The 17,508-nt window shown below is 33.8% G+C and carries 13 protein-coding genes; 1 reads left to right on the top strand and 12 read right to left on the bottom strand.

Features of this window, described 5'->3' with window-relative positions; all coding sequences use genetic code 11:
* Positions 1-2: 2 nt before the first annotated feature.
* Positions 3-368: a helix-turn-helix domain-containing protein gene (locus NAB20_RS03985; protein ID WP_060383628.1), complete on the top strand. Its 366-nt coding sequence runs from the start codon at positions 3-5 to the stop codon at positions 366-368.
* Positions 369-545: 177 nt separating this feature from the next.
* Here the strand turns inward: NAB20_RS03985 and NAB20_RS03980 are convergent, their stop codons facing one another.
* From NAB20_RS03980 to NAB20_RS03925, 12 genes are all read right to left on the bottom strand, one after another.
* On the bottom strand, positions 546-980 hold the full coding sequence (locus NAB20_RS03980; RefSeq protein ID WP_127822487.1) for an SMI1/KNR4 family protein: 435 nt from the start codon (positions 978-980) through the stop codon (positions 546-548).
* A gap of 5 nt (positions 981-985) precedes the next feature.
* The gene (locus tag NAB20_RS03975) at positions 986-5,326 is read right to left on the bottom strand and encodes a DUF6531 domain-containing protein (RefSeq protein WP_375605545.1); all 4,341 of its coding nucleotides are present in this window, start codon (positions 5,324-5,326) and stop codon (positions 986-988) included.
* A 17-nt stretch (positions 5,327-5,343) separates the two neighbouring features.
* Positions 5,344-6,687 (bottom strand): hypothetical protein, encoded by a 1,344-nt coding sequence (locus NAB20_RS03970; RefSeq protein WP_088393301.1) that lies wholly within the window; start codon positions 6,685-6,687, stop codon positions 5,344-5,346.
* Between the two features lie 4 nt (positions 6,688-6,691).
* Complete coding sequence (locus tag NAB20_RS03965) at positions 6,692-8,797, bottom strand: type VI secretion system Vgr family protein (RefSeq protein WP_088393303.1); 2,106 nt, start codon at positions 8,795-8,797, stop codon at positions 6,692-6,694.
* Positions 8,798-8,847: 50 nt separating this feature from the next.
* On the bottom strand, positions 8,848-9,234 hold the full coding sequence (tssD, locus tag NAB20_RS03960) for a type VI secretion system tube protein TssD (protein ID WP_088393305.1): 387 nt from the start codon (positions 9,232-9,234) through the stop codon (positions 8,848-8,850).
* Between the two features lie 12 nt (positions 9,235-9,246).
* On the bottom strand, positions 9,247-9,957 hold the full coding sequence (locus NAB20_RS03955; protein WP_105195155.1) for a hypothetical protein: 711 nt from the start codon (positions 9,955-9,957) through the stop codon (positions 9,247-9,249).
* Positions 9,954-10,637, bottom strand: a complete 684-nt coding sequence (locus NAB20_RS03950) for a hypothetical protein (RefSeq protein ID WP_105195154.1) — start codon at positions 10,635-10,637, stop codon at positions 9,954-9,956. Before NAB20_RS03950 ends, NAB20_RS03955 begins: the two co-directional genes overlap by 4 nt.
* 381 nt (positions 10,638-11,018) lie before the next feature.
* Positions 11,019-11,405: a type VI secretion system tube protein TssD gene (tssD, locus tag NAB20_RS03945; RefSeq protein ID WP_105195153.1), complete on the bottom strand. Its 387-nt coding sequence runs from the start codon at positions 11,403-11,405 to the stop codon at positions 11,019-11,021.
* A 1,280-nt stretch (positions 11,406-12,685) separates the two neighbouring features.
* Complete coding sequence (locus NAB20_RS03940) at positions 12,686-14,323, bottom strand: S41 family peptidase (RefSeq protein WP_088392376.1); 1,638 nt, start codon at positions 14,321-14,323, stop codon at positions 12,686-12,688.
* A gap of 115 nt (positions 14,324-14,438) precedes the next feature.
* Positions 14,439-15,188, bottom strand: a complete 750-nt coding sequence (mtgA, locus tag NAB20_RS03935; RefSeq protein ID WP_127823419.1) for a monofunctional biosynthetic peptidoglycan transglycosylase — start codon at positions 15,186-15,188, stop codon at positions 14,439-14,441.
* On the bottom strand, positions 15,189-16,301 hold the full coding sequence (locus NAB20_RS03930) for an FAD-binding oxidoreductase (protein WP_105195151.1): 1,113 nt from the start codon (positions 16,299-16,301) through the stop codon (positions 15,189-15,191).
* Positions 16,292-17,443, bottom strand: a complete 1,152-nt coding sequence (locus NAB20_RS03925; RefSeq protein ID WP_105195150.1) for a HAMP domain-containing sensor histidine kinase — start codon at positions 17,441-17,443, stop codon at positions 16,292-16,294. The genes NAB20_RS03930 and NAB20_RS03925 overlap by 10 nt, the downstream gene beginning before the upstream one ends.
* Between the last annotated feature and the right edge of the window lie 65 nt (positions 17,444-17,508).

The following is a 17,508-nucleotide window of genomic DNA, read 5'->3' as shown; positions in this document are numbered from 1 at the left end:
GTATGAGTCTAGCTGATAACATAAAGAATATAAGAGAGCAGAAAAATTTCAAACAAATTGAGGTCGCTAACTATATTGGTGTAGATAAATCTGCTTATTCTAAAATAGAAAAAGGAACTAGAAGCCTAGCTGTTGAAGAGATTGAAAAAATGGCACAACTTTTCAATATGACAATTGACCAAATAATACATTATGATGGTTCAATACCTAAAGAGGTAATTTTAGAAGATAAAACAGAGTTAGAGCAAATAAGACTAATACAACAGCTTGAAGATGAAGACAAGCAAACAATATTTAAACTAGTTGAGAAGATGCTCACTAACAAAAAATTCAAAGACTTTTTTAATAAAAATGTAGCTACTTTATAATAAAAAAGCCGTCAAAAATGACAGCTTTTTTACTTTTATAATTTCTATCGTTTAAAAATCACTTTTTTGTAATATTCTTATTCTCAAACACTTCCCTTATAAGGGACTCTTTTTTCTAAAAAGATCGTAGAAGTAGCAGCTCTTTTTATAAAAAGATCGTAGAAATAGCAGAGCAATCTAGTTTAATAGGTTTTTCTCAATAAGTTCTTCAAAAGATTTATTTAATTCTTCAGTTTCATCATTATCATGATAATATATCCAAACTTTATTGTCTGGAGATATAAAAACAGGATCTCCATTTCCACTTATAGAAATAACATAGCTTTCTTGTATTAAATCACATCTATTATCATTTAAATAATTATCTCTAAAATCATTTGATAAATCTACCACAGTTTCTTCTGACAACATATCACAATTATTAAAACCATATACAGGAAAACCTGTAAAACTACCACCAAAAAGACTTAAAAATTGTATGTAATCTTTATCAAAATTGACATTAAGCTCTTTTTCTGCATTTTTAATTATTTCTTCATCAACAGGCTTTCCTGCAAACAATTCATTTTCAGATAGTATTGATTTAATTTTATCTATAATTTCTTGTTTCATATTTGCTATTTACATTTTATACCTCTTTTATTAAGTTCAGTTTCTGCTAAATGAGTATGATATTCTTTTCTCCAATTATCAAATGCATCTCTTTCTGCTTTTGTTAACCCTCCTCCTTTTGTTTTACCAAATGGATGTTGACCAGGATTTGTATGTTTTTTATCATGATGTTTAGCTGGCATAGCAACTATTGGTCCATTAGCATTTTGCTTATAATGATGTAAAACAATAACATTACCTTGTTTGTCTTTAGGAGACAAACCAAATCCACTTCTTTTATTAGCATAATACAAGGATGTCAATTCCTTATCAGACAAATGACTTATATCTGTATAACCATTTACCTGTAAAGATGTTCCAGCACTATCAGTGAAGTTGACAACACTTAATGGGTTTGAACTTAACCCAAACGGATCCACCCACGAATTAGAATCGTGTACATACGCATAAAAAGTCGGGTTATTTCCAAGTAAACCAATAGGGTCTTGAGAAATATAATTCCCAATAGTACAATCATAATACCTAAACCTATTATAGTACAGCCCTTCTAATTCCAGATCTTCATACTGTCCGAGTTGCCTAAAAGGAATAAAGGATTTTTCTCCTTTTAAGTCACGTAAACCTCCGTAAATATCATAATCTGTGCTCCAAACTAAAGAACCGTTTTCGCTATAACATTGTACGGGTCTGCCTATATAATCGGAAATTATACTAAATTGCGCCTCTCCTTGTATTTTAGCACTAGGAACAAAGCTATTTTCCTGATACACCCAAGTTACCAGATCATTAATTGCCTCTTTTTGACTTAAATAAACTTCTCCTAATTCATTAACAGAAGTTTCTGCCTCCTGCCCTTTTGAGTATGTCCACTCATGCAAAAGAACGTTCCCATCCCAAAGGTAACGATTTGTTTTTTCATTACCAATAATCTTTTTTATTCTTCTACCCAAAGCATCGTATTCCATACCAATGACGGTACCATCGGGTTTTTTAACGCTTTTTAGCATCCCGTTGCCATACCAATTGTACTCCCAATCGCCTTGTTGCCATTGTTGGTAGGCAATTTCTTGTTGTTCTTGTTTTTCTTTTAGTTGGGTGTATTCTTGTTTTTCTTTTTCTGTATAAATACGGTCTGTTTGCAAATAATAGGCCAGCTCTCCTCGTTTGGGCTTGTCTTCTGTAATTTCTTCTATAAAGAAAGAAAATTTAGTGGGTTTTTGTTTTTCCTCTTGGCGTTTTTGTATTTGTGTGTGTGCTACATTGCGTTTGCTTTTTAAACGTAGGTTTCCTTCTCCATCGTATACATAATACCAGTTGAGGTCTTTTAGGAGTTTGCCGCCTTTGCCGTATACCCGATCTTTTTGTTCTTTGGTCTTATAAAGGTTGCCTACTTCATCGGGTAGTTTGTAGTCATAACTTCCGTCTTCGTATTGGGCAGAGGCAAGGTTACCAAAACTGTCGTATACGTACTGTATTTGTCCTCCTGTAAGGGCATTAATGGTTTGTTGTAATCGGTGGTTGGCATTCCAGATGTATTGGCGGTGGTAGGTGTCTTTATGACCCCGATGTACTTTTTGGGCAATGGGTCTTCCTGCTGCATCATACTGGTTACTTATGGTTATGCCTCCTGTTATACTGCGTTCTATTTCTTGCCCTAGTGCATTGTATTTTAGTTGGGCTTCCCAGGCTTGTTTTTGCGCTTCTTTTAGAGTATTTGTTTGGGCTGTTATTTTTTCTAAAAGTCCTTTTTTGTTGTAGGTGTTTTGTAAATCGGCACCTAAAGAAGAGGTCATTTTGATACGGTTCCCGTTTCGGTCGTATTCAGAAATGATCGTAAAGCCTTGGTCGTCTTTAAAATCGCTGGTTTGGGTTTCCTTTATCACCCGTCCCATTTTATCACGCTCTAAAAGAATGCTCACATCTTGGTTTTTGGCTTGTAGGAGTTGCCCTAGTTTGTTGTAAGCAAAGCTTTCCCAAGTTCCGTCATTATGATGCGCTCGTATAATGCGTCCTAGCGCATCGTATTGGTATTCGGTCCAGTTGTTATGGGGTCTTTGGGTACGTATTACCCATCCGTTTGCGTTGCGTTGGTATCGTCTGGTTAAAAAATCAAAACCTTCTTCTTGGGTAATGTTTCCTGCTTTGTCTCTTGTAAAACGGTATTTTTCGTTGTGTTCGTTGGTAATGCTGACCAACTGTTCCATTTTATCGTAGTCAAAAAATACTTTGGTTTTGTTTTCTTCGCGCATTTTAAGACTTCCCATAGGGGTATAATCAAATTTTATACTATGGTGTTGGTCGTTGGCTTCAATGATTTCATCATATCCGTTGTAAAGGAGTGTTGTAACGTTGTTGTCTGCTCCTTTTATAGAGGTTATTCGACCTAGTACATCATATATAAATGTTTGTGGGTTTTTACCAGGACTTTGAACACTAAGGACTTCTCCACGGTGATTATAGCGCCATTGGGTCTTATTTTTTTCTTGATCTATAAAACAAATTAAATTGTGTTGTGCATCATATTCTAAAACAGATCGGTTTCCTTCTTTTGATATTTCGCTAATGAGTCCTTGGGCATTGTAGTCAAACTGGGTAATACCGTTATCGGGTTCTATAATACTGTTAAGGAGGTATTTTTGCTTTTTTTTGTAGGTATAGGTTGTTTGATTGCCTTGGGGATCTATGGCAATAGACAGGCGTTGTTCTTTGTCGTAAATATAGTGTGCTACGCTGGTATCAGGGTATACAACAGCGGTTTTGTTTCCAAAATCATCATAGGTATAACCGGTCATGTGTCCTTCTGGGTCTATTTCACGATAGACTTCCATATACTCGGTATATTCGGTAAAATGGCTATTTCCGAGCGGATCGGTAACTTGGGTTACCAGTTGGTTGGGTTCATAGTAATAGGTGGTTACGGCACCGTTAGCATCGGTAACGAGGTTGTATCCTTTTTCAGGAAAATATTCTATCCATCCTTCTTGCCAACCGCCATCGCCCCAAGTGTGGGTGCATTTTGCACCTGTTTTATTGCCGTCGTATTCCCAATAAAAGGTCTGTCCGTTTCGATCGGTTTTTTCGATCATAAGGTGATGGTCGTATTTAATCTGGGTGCTTTTTTGTAAAGCATCTGTAATGCTGACCATGTTTTGATCTTGATCGTAAGAATAGCTTATTAAGGTATCTTCTCCTTTTTCGTGAAGGAGTGTAAGTTGTGTAATTAGGCCTGAATAATCGGTATAGGCTTTTATTTTTCTACCCGCACAGTCTTCTATCATAAAAAGATGGTTGCCTTTTAGGTACAATCGGGTTGTCAGTCCTGCTCTGTCTATAATTTGAGTTAAACGGTATTCATTATAGCCGTTGTAATGATCAAAGATATAGGTGGTAAAGGAGGTGTGATCGAAAGCTTGGAAATGGTTTTCAAAACGGGTTAGGGTTATTTTTTCTTGTCGTAGATAAAAATCGTCTCCCTCTTCTAATAAAGGAAAAGCGACTATTCGGCCGTCTTCTAGTCTTAGACCTAGAGCCTCTTCTTCTGGAAATAACGTTATACAACGGTCGTAATTACAATGTACACCGTGTCCTAACCAGCCATTAAAGGCGGAGTCAGAATACCATTTTCTTTCCCATTTTATGGGGTTTGGCGATTGGATTTCAAAATCGGTGCCTTCATAAATTACGGCTCCGTTAATAAGGTTTACGGGTTCAAAACCTGCTTTACAAAGTTGTTTGCTAAGCCAGTTGGGGCCTATAGCGTTTTGTAGTAAATGGTTGAATGCTTTTTTTCCGTATTTCATTAAGGTACTAAAGCCAATGCTGGATAATAGGCCTGCTAACGCACCGCCCCAATCAGGTACATAAGGTCCGCCCACTAGAACAGGGAGGCCTGTAGGAATGGGGATAGAAAAAGAGGTAGGGGCAAATAAAGTGGGGGCAAAAGGAAGCATTTTTTTGCCTATTTTGGTTTTTCCTAAACTAAGAGAAAGGGGCATGCCTATATCATTACAGGTCATTACGGCATATCCTTTGGGGCTTAGTCGGGTTCCGTCTGCATATACGTTTTGTGAGGCGTAAAAGTTCATGCTTTCGTGTCCAATGATCGGGGTCATCAACCAAGGTGGGGTAAAGAGAGGGATGTGCACTAAAGGAATAATGATCCCGCTGGTGTCTGAAACGCCTCTTTTAATTCCATTAACATGTACCGTGGCTCCTATAAAAGGAATATAATCGGCCGGATCTATGACTATTCCAATATAGGGATGAAAGGGATTGAAAGGCGGCATCGTTGTAAAATGGATGTCTATACCTATTATGGGGGTAAAGTGATTATCTGCTAATAACATACTCGAAACGTGTTTTTTTATGTGTTTTCATAGATGGGTTGAGTAGAGGAGGTTATTTTTTTGGCATATTCTCGCCACTCTTGACCGTAAATGGATTGCATTCTTTCTTCAATCTGATTTTTTTCAGATGGTGTTATGTTGGCACTGTTTAGTGCAAGGTATTTTTCTGTAATAAATGCAAAATTGATCCCTTTTAATAATTCATCTGATAGAGGGTATCCTTTTTCGAAACTGTTTTGTATGATTTTTTGGTATACAGCGCTACGATCATTTTTAAGGAGTAGTAGGGCGTAAATATGGGCCAAAATCATTTGTTCTATCAGCTGTGCTTTTTCGGCTATTTGAGCTTGTTTAACAAAATTATCTACGGCTTTTTCGGTATTCCCTATCATGCTATAATAGGATGCTTTATAAGAATAGAGTTGTATAAGTGTGCCGGCTAATATTGGTTGGTTTGGGTATTCTTTTTCAGCAATTAGAATGCCTTTGTCTAAGAGTCTGAGGATATGGGGTTCTTCTTTAAACTGAAATAAAAATCCCGCATAAATCAGGTGAGCAGATGCCCAAAAGGAGTGGTCTGCTGTAGATTTTGTTAAAGAAAGCATTTGTTTTCCCCAGTAATGTATTTGTTCTTTATCTTTTTTAGCGGCGCTTTCGCCTAATTCAAAAAGGTATTTCCTGAATTTAACCTGTGGATCGTTGGGGTTTCCTTGGGTGGCTAATTCTTTGTAAGAACGTGTCATATTTTGATCTGGAATATCCATAGTGACAGCTCGGGATTGGAGATTTTCTACCGTTTTTGTATGTTTTTCTTTTCCTTTAAAGTCAATTAGTAGTATGCCATAATCTTGGAGTATGGGAGTCATTAGACTTTTTATAAAAAGATTAAAATCATCATAATCGGATACTTTTTTAGGTACCAGACCTAGGAGGATGAGGTTGTCTTTTTTGGATTCGAATTTTTTAAAACTTATAAGTAGTCGAATGAAAAGATTTTTTAGTTCATTTGAGTTTTTATGGGATAGGGTATGAAATTGATTTTTTAGTTCTTCAAAGTCTTCCCATTTCCATTGAGGGTATTTTTTTAGGTCGTTATCAAACGCGGTTATCCACTCCTTTAGAAGGTCATATAAAAACTGGTTTTCATTTTCAAATGGAATAGAAAACAAAAGGAATGAATCGGGGCTTTTGCCGTGTGCAGATGCTTCTATTTGGATGAATCCGTTAATTAAGATAAAATCTTCTTGATGGCATAGGAATTGAAATAGCCTTGCTTGGGGATTTTTTTTTCGCGTATTATCCCATATTTTGGCTATTTTGCTTATCCCAACGGCAATGGGGTTGTGTTCGTTACTTTGCATCTTCTTAGTTCAGATTTACGGTTCCTCCTTTTACATTGGTCATCCCAGAACCATTTACGTTAACTGTTGTAGACTCTATTGCTACTTCTGTTTCGCCATTAATTCCTATTTTAGGGGCTTTTTCTTCAATAAGTGATTCGCTGTTTGTTTTAACGGATGTGGTTCCGGTTATCTCGGCTTCTTTTGTCTCTATTTTTACTTTTACATCGCCGCTAATTACAATGGTACCGTCTTTTGTCATTTTAATTTCAGTTCCTCCGCAGGTAAATGTAATGCTTTCGTTTGCGTTGACGGTGGCGTTTCCAGCGCCATCAAATTTTAGTTCAACACTGCCTTTGTCGGTAAGGTGTACACTGCCGGCATTATCATCCATGTGGAGTTTGTTGCCGCTGGCTGTTTGCAAACCTTTAATATAATTGCCAGAACCGCCTTTGCCAGCACTGGCTTTTCCGTTAAACATAGCACCTAATACAAAGGGTCTTTCGGCATTGCCATTGTCAAAACCTATAATCACTTCTTCACCAACTTCGGGAATGATGTGCATTCCTTTGCCTTTTCCTGCATAAGGGGTTACGACTCTTAACCAAGGGGTTGTTAAGCCTTTTTTCTTTTGCCAAGGAAATTGCACTTTAATCATACCTTGGGGGTTGTCGTTTTGCATAACGATGGCTGATTGTTCTTCGCAAATAGGAAAAGCGTCTTCATCAAAGAATGGGGAAATAAAGATATCGGGTATGCCCACAAATTCATTGTAGTATTCGTTGCCGTCATGATAATGGCAGATTTCGATAATACGGTAGGTTTCCATGGCTTTTGCATTAATATCTGATATTTTGGCTTTGCCTCCCATTCTTAATTTGGGATCACGACTTCGGCCTCTTACTTGCATGGTGTGTTCTCTACTTTCTTTCTGACGACGGGCCATTTCTCTTAAATCTTTTTCTACGGTTTGTTGGGAAGTGGCGTTAAAAAGCATTTCGGATTTTTTTCTGAATACTTTTTCAGAAGCTTCTATGGCTGCTTGTTGAAAAGGGTTTACTTTTCTTTGTACATCGCTTTTCAAGGAGTCTGCGTCTCTTTCTTTTACTTCGGCGGAAATACTGTCGTATGCTAGGTATTTGAATAGTTGAGGTTTAATCATCATTTCAAATTCTATATCTATTAGGTCTATGTTTTCAGCAATTTCTACAGTGTCTTTTATTTCATTTCCAAAAACCAAATGCTGACCATCATAATAAAAATATTCACCGTATCTATGGGCCAATCTTTTAATGAATTGGTAATCGGATTCTTTGTATTGTACGCAATAAGGAATGATGTAATCTGTATTTAGGTTTTTAGTCGATATTGCTACTTCGCCATTATATTCTGCTAGGGCTTGTTTGATGATTTCATCTAGTTTTTTGTTTTCATAACTTTGGCAGTCTTTCCCGTTTTCTAATAGGATACTAGGAGAATAACCTGTAATATAGAGTTTCCCATATCCTCCTCCTTCGTCTTTTTTGTTTCGAATGTTGGCTATTATTCCTGTAAAGGTTTGGGTAATACTTCCAAAACGATGAAAGTGGATGCTTAATTTTTTTCCCAGTATGTTTTTGGAATTTTCCATTACGTATCCTTCAAAACTATCTAAAGAATCATCGGGTGTTATGATTGTAAAGCTGTCATGATCATTGGTCATTTGTCTTAATTCTACAACATAACTATTTTTGGCCAAAAAATCTTTTCCTTCTATATTTAGGGTACAATAAACTAAGGGACTGTCTTTGTCGTTCAAAAAATCATGGAATGTTTTTTTTGAAAAATATTTTTTTATATCATCAGGATGATTTAGACGACCTATGATACCGTCATTATTATTTTGATTATCAAGATCTTCCATTTCATTTGTTTTTTGACGGGTTATATACTGTCCTGCGCTTTTTATGGTGTCTTTGTTTTCAACTAATTTATTGAGTGCAGGATTAGATAATGATTCCGTGGTTTTTTGTGTTATTTCTGATGTAATGACTTCTGTAGATTCTTGTTTAATTTGTTCAACAAGTTGTGTTTTAACTCCGTCTAATTCTTCTTTTATTGGATTTTTTGAATGCGTATCTTTAATTGACATATCCTTAGTTTTTAGCGTTTAAAATGTTATTTAGGATTTTTAAAAATCAGTTATCGCCACTTTTTGTCGTGTGATACACCATTTACATCAAAATTTTTAGCAATAATTCGGATGCTTATTTGTAACGGTTCTGTGCTTTCTGAAGTAAAGTGTTCTTCAAAGAAAATACAATAACCTTTTTCAAATTGTAATTCTTGTAGTTTGCTCATAGCATCTCGGCGATAAAATATTATTTTACCGTTTTTGGCTTTGTTATGATCCAACATCCAGTCTAAAAAGTCAGGATTGCCTGTGCTTTCAAGTCGAATAAATATTTCGCCTCCTTGTGGCATTCCTTGCGGTTTACCTGTGTTATCTATAGATTGGGTAAAATTGTACTTGCATTCTAAAATGTTGTACATATTGCCGTCTAATTCTAATTTAGCTAAAAATGACATAGTGTTACGTTTTTAAAAAATTTCTGTTTTTGTTTGTATTAAGCTGTCTTCTTTGTAGTAATCGGATTGTTTTTCTGTTGTTTTTCCTTCATGATCTATTAGATATTGGTAGTGCCAACCTTCTTTCTTTTTGTTTTTAAATGGTCCTTCCCAAATTAGGTGGTTTGTTTGATCATAGTATTTTATATAACCTGTTCCTTCTTGTCCTAAAGAGGTTTGGTATATTTTTTTTCCTTCTTGTGATAAAACGATGTAATGATTGATGAAATGTCCGTTTAGGTCTGTTTCAAATTTTATATGCAACGATCCTGTGGGGTAAAAATCTTGTTGAATACCAACTAAATTATCATTTAAATAATTTCGTTCTTCTATTATTTTTTGCGTTTTGGAGTCAAATGTTCTCGCTTTTATTAGCTTGCCTTTGTTGGAGTAAAGGTATTCTTGGCTTTTATTATTTTGGTTGATTGGATCGAAGTATTTTTGCCATTTTCCTACTTTCATTCCATTCAGAAGAAGGCCTTGTTCAAAAGATTTTGAATCCTGTTCAAATATTCTAATAAAACCATTTTGTTTTACTTGTTGTATACTATCAACTAATAGAGAATCTTTTTTTTGCAAAAAGGCGACATCTGTATAAACTACTGCTTTATACAAGGCTTTTTCTTGTTTACAAGTTGTTAGGCTAAAAAAGAATAAGAGATATAATAATGTATAGGATTTCAAGGTCTAAAAAATTTAATGTTATCATTGTTTATTTCTCTACTTGAGGCCCAGCTGCTGGCATCGCATTTTTCGGTTCCATTACCAGAGGCTCCTCTTCCTGCTCCTCTGGAGCAAAATTCGTCGTCTTCAAATAGTTGTCCTCTCCTAACTTGTGTTACAATTTCTACATGTGTTCCTCCAAAAGCGGCTATATCGCCTATTTGCACGTTTTCTTTTTTTACGGGTTTAAGTTTTTCTCCATTCCATATTTGTCTGGCAGATAAGTACTTGCCATTAGATAAGATGGTGTAACCTGCCATAAATAAAGATTCCCCTACAAAAAGATTACAGGACCATTTCGCATCTTCTCCGTAAAAAACAACATAATATCCTGATTTCCAATTATCATAAGCTCTTTTTAAAGCGTAATAATCGGCGTCGGTTACTTTTCTGTCTTTATCAAATTGAGCTAATAAGAGTAAATATTTTCTTTGAGTTAGTACAAACCAGGAACTATCCATCCATTTTTTACTGAATCCATTAGGGGTTGATGGAAAATGAAGAGGTTTTCTTTTGGCATTAGCCAATTCTCCATTTTTTGTTAAAAAATAGCCTTTGTTTTCGTAAAAATCTTTATAACTGTTCATTATAACAGAGTCATTGGCTATCTTTTCTGCCTCTCTAGCTACTTTTTCACTCATATTTATTAGATGTTTTTAATGAGATTCTAATTTTAGTTTTGCTTGTAACGGGCTGTAGATGTAAACTGCTATTTAAAAAAAGGGTGTCAGAAAGCGATCATTTAATACTGAATTTATTGTTTTCATGAGCTGAAAAATCAAATGATTTATAATTACATAATTTACTTTTCTAATTTTTTATCTCGCTATTGGTACTTTATGATCTCCTCTTTTTAATCATCGGTGTTTATCTGGTCTTGAATTTGTTTTTCATTCCTGTTCGATGATTTTTCAATTGTTTGTAATAAACCTATTGTTAATAGGGATTTCATAATGGAATAGAAGAGAGGACTAACAAAGTAAAAAATGATTATAGTCTTTATGACACCCTTTTTTAATATATTAAACCCATTCGTTTTCGTAAGCGCCTGATCCTAATTCAATTTTTCTAGCTGAAATAGTAAAGGTTTCGGTTAATGGGTTTACACCAGTTGAGTCGAAGTTTTCTCTGAATTTTACAACATAAGCTTCTGAGAATTTTAATTCTTTTAAAACAGCATCGCTATCTCTTTTTAAGAATTTTACACTTCCGTCTTTTCTTTCAAAAGAGTTGGTCATCCATTCAAAGAACGAAGTGTCTGCTGTTCCTTCAATGGTTAATTCGATTTTGCCTCCTCTGGTAACAGTAGAAGGTCTGCCTGTTGCGTCTGTTTCTTGAAATAATCCGTAATTTACGTTTAATACGTTGTACTCTTTTCCTGCTACTGATAGTTTAGTTTTAAATGACATGTTATAAAAGTTTAAAGATTACAAAAGATATTGTATGTCTTAAATAGACATAGGAAATACTACAAAAGATGATTTTGAGAATAAGCGCTAGTTTGTATAAAACTATTGCGAAAAGATTATTTTGTGCTTGAAGTATCATTCATATATTTATTTTTAACAATAAAAACCACTTATGGAAACATATATGACTCAAATTTAACAAAATTTATTTAAAAAAACAAAATTATTTATATTTAATTTTAGGTGTTGATTTGTTTTGTTTGAAGTAAAAATGCAGGATTTTTCATGAATTTACATTGTTTACTAGGTATTAAAAAAGAGAATGTTTTATTTTTAAAACATTCTTTATTGGTTTTTAGAAAAAATTACAAGTTGTTAGAGCTAATGAAAATTGAGAAAGTATGCTTTTATATTTGGCAAAAGGACTTGAACTTAATATCTTCTAAAGTCCTTTTTTGTCTTTCATCTCGCGCATGAAGTCTAATGCGGAATCTGCGTTAAACTCAAATTAGGTCTTAGAAATTTTTTAAAAAACATATTTTATTGATTATTAGTGCTATATAAAACAAGAACTAGAATTAGCAAAAATAGCGCAACGATTTTCACACAAGTCTAAAGTGGAGAGGTAATAGGCAATAGGCAATAGTGAAGAGTGAAGAGTGAAGAGTGACAAACAGAATGGTGATTTATTTACTATAAAAAATTATTCGGCGCTCTTGTCATCCTATGTTTGTATAGGTAAGTTCTTTGAATATTTATAAATTTATTTCAACAGAAGAAAGAGAAAGATAAAAGCTAAATTTTGTCATGGGTCAAAAGACTGTTCGCGATGCTAGTTCCTTTCTCTCTCTGCTTTTGAACTTAGACAGTTCATCCCGACCCAAGGAGGGATCACATAAAGTAAACAACATAACACGCTCAAAAGAGGCAAGAGTGGAGAGGCAATAGCCAATAGCCAATAGGCAATAGGCAATAGGCAAGAGCCAATAGTGAAGAGTGAAGAGTGACAAACAGAATGGTGATTTATTTACTATAAAAAATTGTTCGGCGTTCTTGTCATTTATAAAATAGGATCGAAATCACATACGCTAAATAACGTGAGTTCTATATAAAAAACATTGATTTTTAGTATATTCCATAGAATCTTTGTGCTTCCGTTAGTGCTTTCTTTGTGTTTTTCGTCGTATAGCTATTACACAAAGAATTGCACAAAGTTTCTCAAATAAATACGAAAGAACTGTTTATTAGCATGTTAAAAGTTTTATTAAGTCGAACTCACGTTATTTTACTAAAATTTTTTTATACTCTGCTGTATTGTTCAACAGATCCGTTGCTGTTTTTATAATACTATTGTTTTTTGCGTAATATTGATAAAGTCCTTCTTTGTATTGATATCGTTTAATAAGCTCGTCTTTTAATAAATTTATAATTTCAACTTTATTTTTATCTAACGCTACCTCATCTGCTTTTTGCAAAGCTTGTTGTAAAGCTTCGTATTCTGATTTAATTTGCACATCCATTTTTTCTTTTTTAGCTTGTTCTAATACGGCTTTGAGTGCTCGATCTGTGTTTGTATCAAAAGAAAATTTTTGTGTTTTTAAGTAATTTTTAAAATGGATAAAATCAGTATCTCCTAAATTAGGAATTGTATTGCCTAAATTGGGGTTTTTATAATAATATTGATTGGCATAACTAAATATAGCATCTGCTCTTAGCAAGGCATCGGCTATAGTACTTGTTTTACTTTCTTCTAATTCAATATCAGGCAGGATGCCACCACCGTCATATACTGTTCTGCCTTTTCGTGTTTTAAAAGCATTATAATTTTTTGCATCTGTCCGTATGGCTTTACCATTCGCGTCTTTTTTTGAATAGTCTAGCGCTTGTATACAACGCCCTGATGGTGTATAGTACCTAGAAATAGTTACCTTTAATTGTGTTCCGTAGGTTAGATCAATAGGGCGCTGTACCAATCCTTTACCAAAACTTCTAGAACCTATTATAACGGCCCTATCTAAATCTTGAAGTGCACCCGAAACGATTTCACTAGCGGAGGCACTTTTGCCATCAACAATTATAGCCAGCGGAATTTCGAGATCTACAGGTTGTTTAGATGTTCTATACACGTTATTGTGTTTTTCTACTTTGGATTTTGTCGTTACAATTATTTCACCGGCAGGGACAAATAAATTACATATATTAACCGCTTCGTGTAAAAGACCTCCTGGATTCCCTCTAAGATCTAATATAATTTGGGTTGCTCCTTGATCTTTTAAGTTTTCTAATGCTTCACGTGTTTCGCTGGAAGCTTTTGCATTAAATTGTGACAGCACTATATAACCTGTTTTGGAGTCAGCCATACCATAGTAAGGAACTGCTTTTACATCTATTTCATCTAAAATTAATGAAGTTGTTTTTAATTCGTCATTTCTTTTATAATGTATCGAAATTTTAGTATTCTTACTCCCCTTAAGAAGTTGGGATACATCTTCTTTAAAATCAGCTAAAAGGACATCATTAATTTTGATAATTTCATCGCCTGCCTTTAAACCTGCTTTATCAGCAGGATATCCTTTATAAGGTTCGCGTATATATGTTTTACCTTCTTTTCGAGTTATCATAGCTCCTATGCCTGTATATTCGCCTGTATTGTTTATTTTGAAACGAACTACATCTGCTTCATTAAAATAGACTGTATAAGGATCTAATTCGGCTAACATGCTCTTTATAGATCTATCCATTAATTCGGCTGGATTGGTTTGGTCAACATAGTTCATGTTAACCGTTTTAAATAAAGTTGTAAAGATTTCAATTTGCTTAGCTATTTCAAAAAAATCTTCTTTAAAACTGGCTCCTAGAAATAAAAAACCTCCTGCAATTGCAGGTATAATATATCTTTTTTTTATAAATAGATTCATAGTATACTGTTTACTAAAATACTTTATAAGGGATGAAAAAATTATAGCTTTTTTATAAAACTATAAAATAAACTCTGTAATATAATATTTTTAATTTAAATTTTAAGATTCTGAATTAGTATTCTAAATTTCCTATATGACGCATTACTCGGATGGTTTTATTTTTCCTTTTTTCAACATAGTTAGAAGATCCAACGGCTTTGTATTTTCTTGGACTAGGAAGTATAGCGGCTATTGAAGCGGCTTCGTATTTGGTAAGACTTTTAGAGCTTTTATGGAACCAGTATTGACAAGCGGCTTCTGCACCATAAATGCCATTACCCATTTCGATACTATTTAAATAAACTTCCATAATTCGTTTTTTACCCCAAATTAATTCAATTAGAACGGTGTAATAAGCCTCTAATGCTTTACGTAAATAACTACGCCCTTGCCATAAGAAAACATTTTTAGCTGTTTGCTGTGAAATGGTACTTCCTCCTTTTAATTTTTTTCCTTTTAGGTTTCCTTTGAATGCTTTATTCATAGCAGAAAAATCAAATCCATTATGTTGAAGAAAAAGACCGTCTTCACTAGATATTACGGCTTTTTGTAAATTAAGGGATAGATCATCAATGGGTACCCAATCATGTGAAAAGATAACGTCTTTACCAGCTGCTTTATTTTCTATGGCTCGTATGATCATTAAAGGGGTAAAAGGAACGGGAACATATTTAAATAAAAAGACAAATGCTATTGAAACTATATTAAAATACAGGAAACATTTCCATAAAAATAATTTCATCTTCGTCATGAAATGAGATGATTGGTTTTTAGACTTTGTTTTGGTATTTGTTTTGGTATTCGTATTTTTTTTTGTTGTCATTTATATTAAATCTGCTAATTCTTGTCCTATTAAACTTCCTATTGCAACTCCCATACCTCCCATTCGTACACCACAACAAACATTTGTTGAAAGAAATTGTACGATTGGTTTTTTATGAGTACCTACTCCCATAATACCACTCCAACGATGCGCAATAGCCACTTTTGTTTGCGGCAAAATTACAGTTTTTAATAATTCTTCCAATTTGTTTTGTATTAAACCTGTTGGGTTTAATGAAGTGGTTGTTTCACCTTCAAAATCTAAATTTCGTCCGCCTCCTAATAAAATCCGATTGTCTATATTTCTAAAATAATAATATCCTTTATCTAAATGAAAAGTACCTTGAATTGCTAAATTGTATATAGGTTCTGTTATCAGTACTTGTGCTCTAGCTGGTTTTACCTCATCCTTTGTTAGGTGTCCTGCAAATCCATTGGTAGCAAAGAGTAGTTTTTTGGTTTTGAATGTATAATCAGACAAAATTACTTCTACTGCATTTCCTAGCTCTATATAATTTTTAACCATTTGATTATTTAAGATCAAGATATTGTTTGTGTGCGCTTTTTTTAGTAATGCTTGCATCATATTGCCTGTATCAATTTGGGCTTCAAATGGATTAAAAACGGTGTATTCTTTTATATTTTTAAAATCAAAATGATCTGTTTGTTTTTTAAAAACAGTTGTTTTAAATAAGGGATGAAGAAGATCATTTATAAAAGGGAGCTTATCTAAACATTCTTGATAACTAGTATCCTCTTCTGATAAAAATAATTCATAGCCTCCATAGGGTTTTAGATTAATAGTTGCATCTCCGAGGTTTTTACGTAATAATTGCAATCCATTCCAACGTTTTTGAACTAATTGTATTACTTCTTCTTCTGTATGATTTTTTAGATCATCTAAAATTTCTGATAGTGAACCAAAGCAAGCAAATCCTGCATTTTTTGTGCTGGCACCTTCTGGCAACATTCCTTTTTCTACTATAAGAATTTTACTTTTAGGAAATCGTTCACGTAAGCGTAGAGCTGTGTGTAAGCCTACTATACCACTTCCTACTATGGTAAAATCAATTGCTGTAAACCAATTTTTTATTTCCCAATAACTTAAATACATTTTTTATAACTAATTTGAAAGGTCGTTCCTTTATTAATTTCAGAATGCAAAACTCTTATTTTACCTTTATGATATTCTTCTACTATTCGTTTGGTTAAGGATAATCCAAGCCCCCACCCTCTTTTTTTAGTGGTAAAACCAGGTTCGAATATTTTTTTGAATTGACTTCGCGGAATCCCTTTACCTGTATCTGCTATTTTAATTTTGATATACTCCTCTTGTTCTTCAATGATAATATCTATATCTCCTCTGCCGCGCATGGCATCTATAGCATTCTTTACTAAATTTTCTATAGTCCAACTGTGTAACGTAGGGTTTATTTTAGCAAATGATACGGTTTCTGTTGAAAAAAACTGAAATTTTACTTGTCCTTCAAATCGAGACGCTAAGTAGTCGTATACTAATTTGGTTTCTTCTACAATATTTCTATTTTCTAATTTTGGTTCGGAGCCTATTTTGGAAAAACGTTCTGTTATATTTTGAAGTCTAAGAAGGTCTTTTTCAATTTCAGAAACGATATTTTCATCTATTTGATCGGCTTTCATAATTTCTATCCACCCCATTAAAGATGAAAGAGGGGTCCCTATTTGATGCGCTGTTTCTTTAGCCATACCGGCCCAGAGTTTGTTTTGCGTTGAAATCTTATTCGTTCGGTAATAATTATAAACTAAAGCACCAAATAACAAAATAATCGTAATGAGTGCCATAGGGTAATATTTTAGTTGGCTCAATAAAGCGGAATCCATATAATACAAATAACGACGTTTTCCTTTGTCATATTCAATATTAATTTTATTGTTAGCTTGTTTGAATTGTAAAATAAGATTTTTCTTTTTTTTAGGATTCTTTAACAAGGATTCATCAAAATTTGTAAAGCTCAATATACTATCTTTTCCGTCTAATAATATGGTCGGAATCGTTTCATTATTAGTTAGTATTTGTAAAGGTAAGTCTACCTCTGTTTCATCTGTTGCATTTTGTAAGGTTTTTTGAGCGGTTGCCCAAAGTTCCATTTTATGGCGTTCTTCTTTTCTAAAAATCTGCATTAAAGTATAGGTATTCCATAAAATGAGACTTATAATTAGAAAGGAAAAACCTACTAACAGCCAACGAATAGAATTGCTTTTATTGGTAAAATTCATATTTATAGTTAAGAGCCTAAATATAATAAAAGTCTATTTCCTTTACTTTATTTTATAGCTTCTTT

The organism is Flavobacterium davisii (genome assembly GCF_042182265.1).
Taxonomy (GTDB): Bacteria; Bacteroidota; Bacteroidia; order Flavobacteriales; family Flavobacteriaceae; genus Flavobacterium; species Flavobacterium davisii.
Note: the sequence above shows the minus strand (reverse complement) of the source record. Positions and strands in the feature narration are given on the sequence as shown.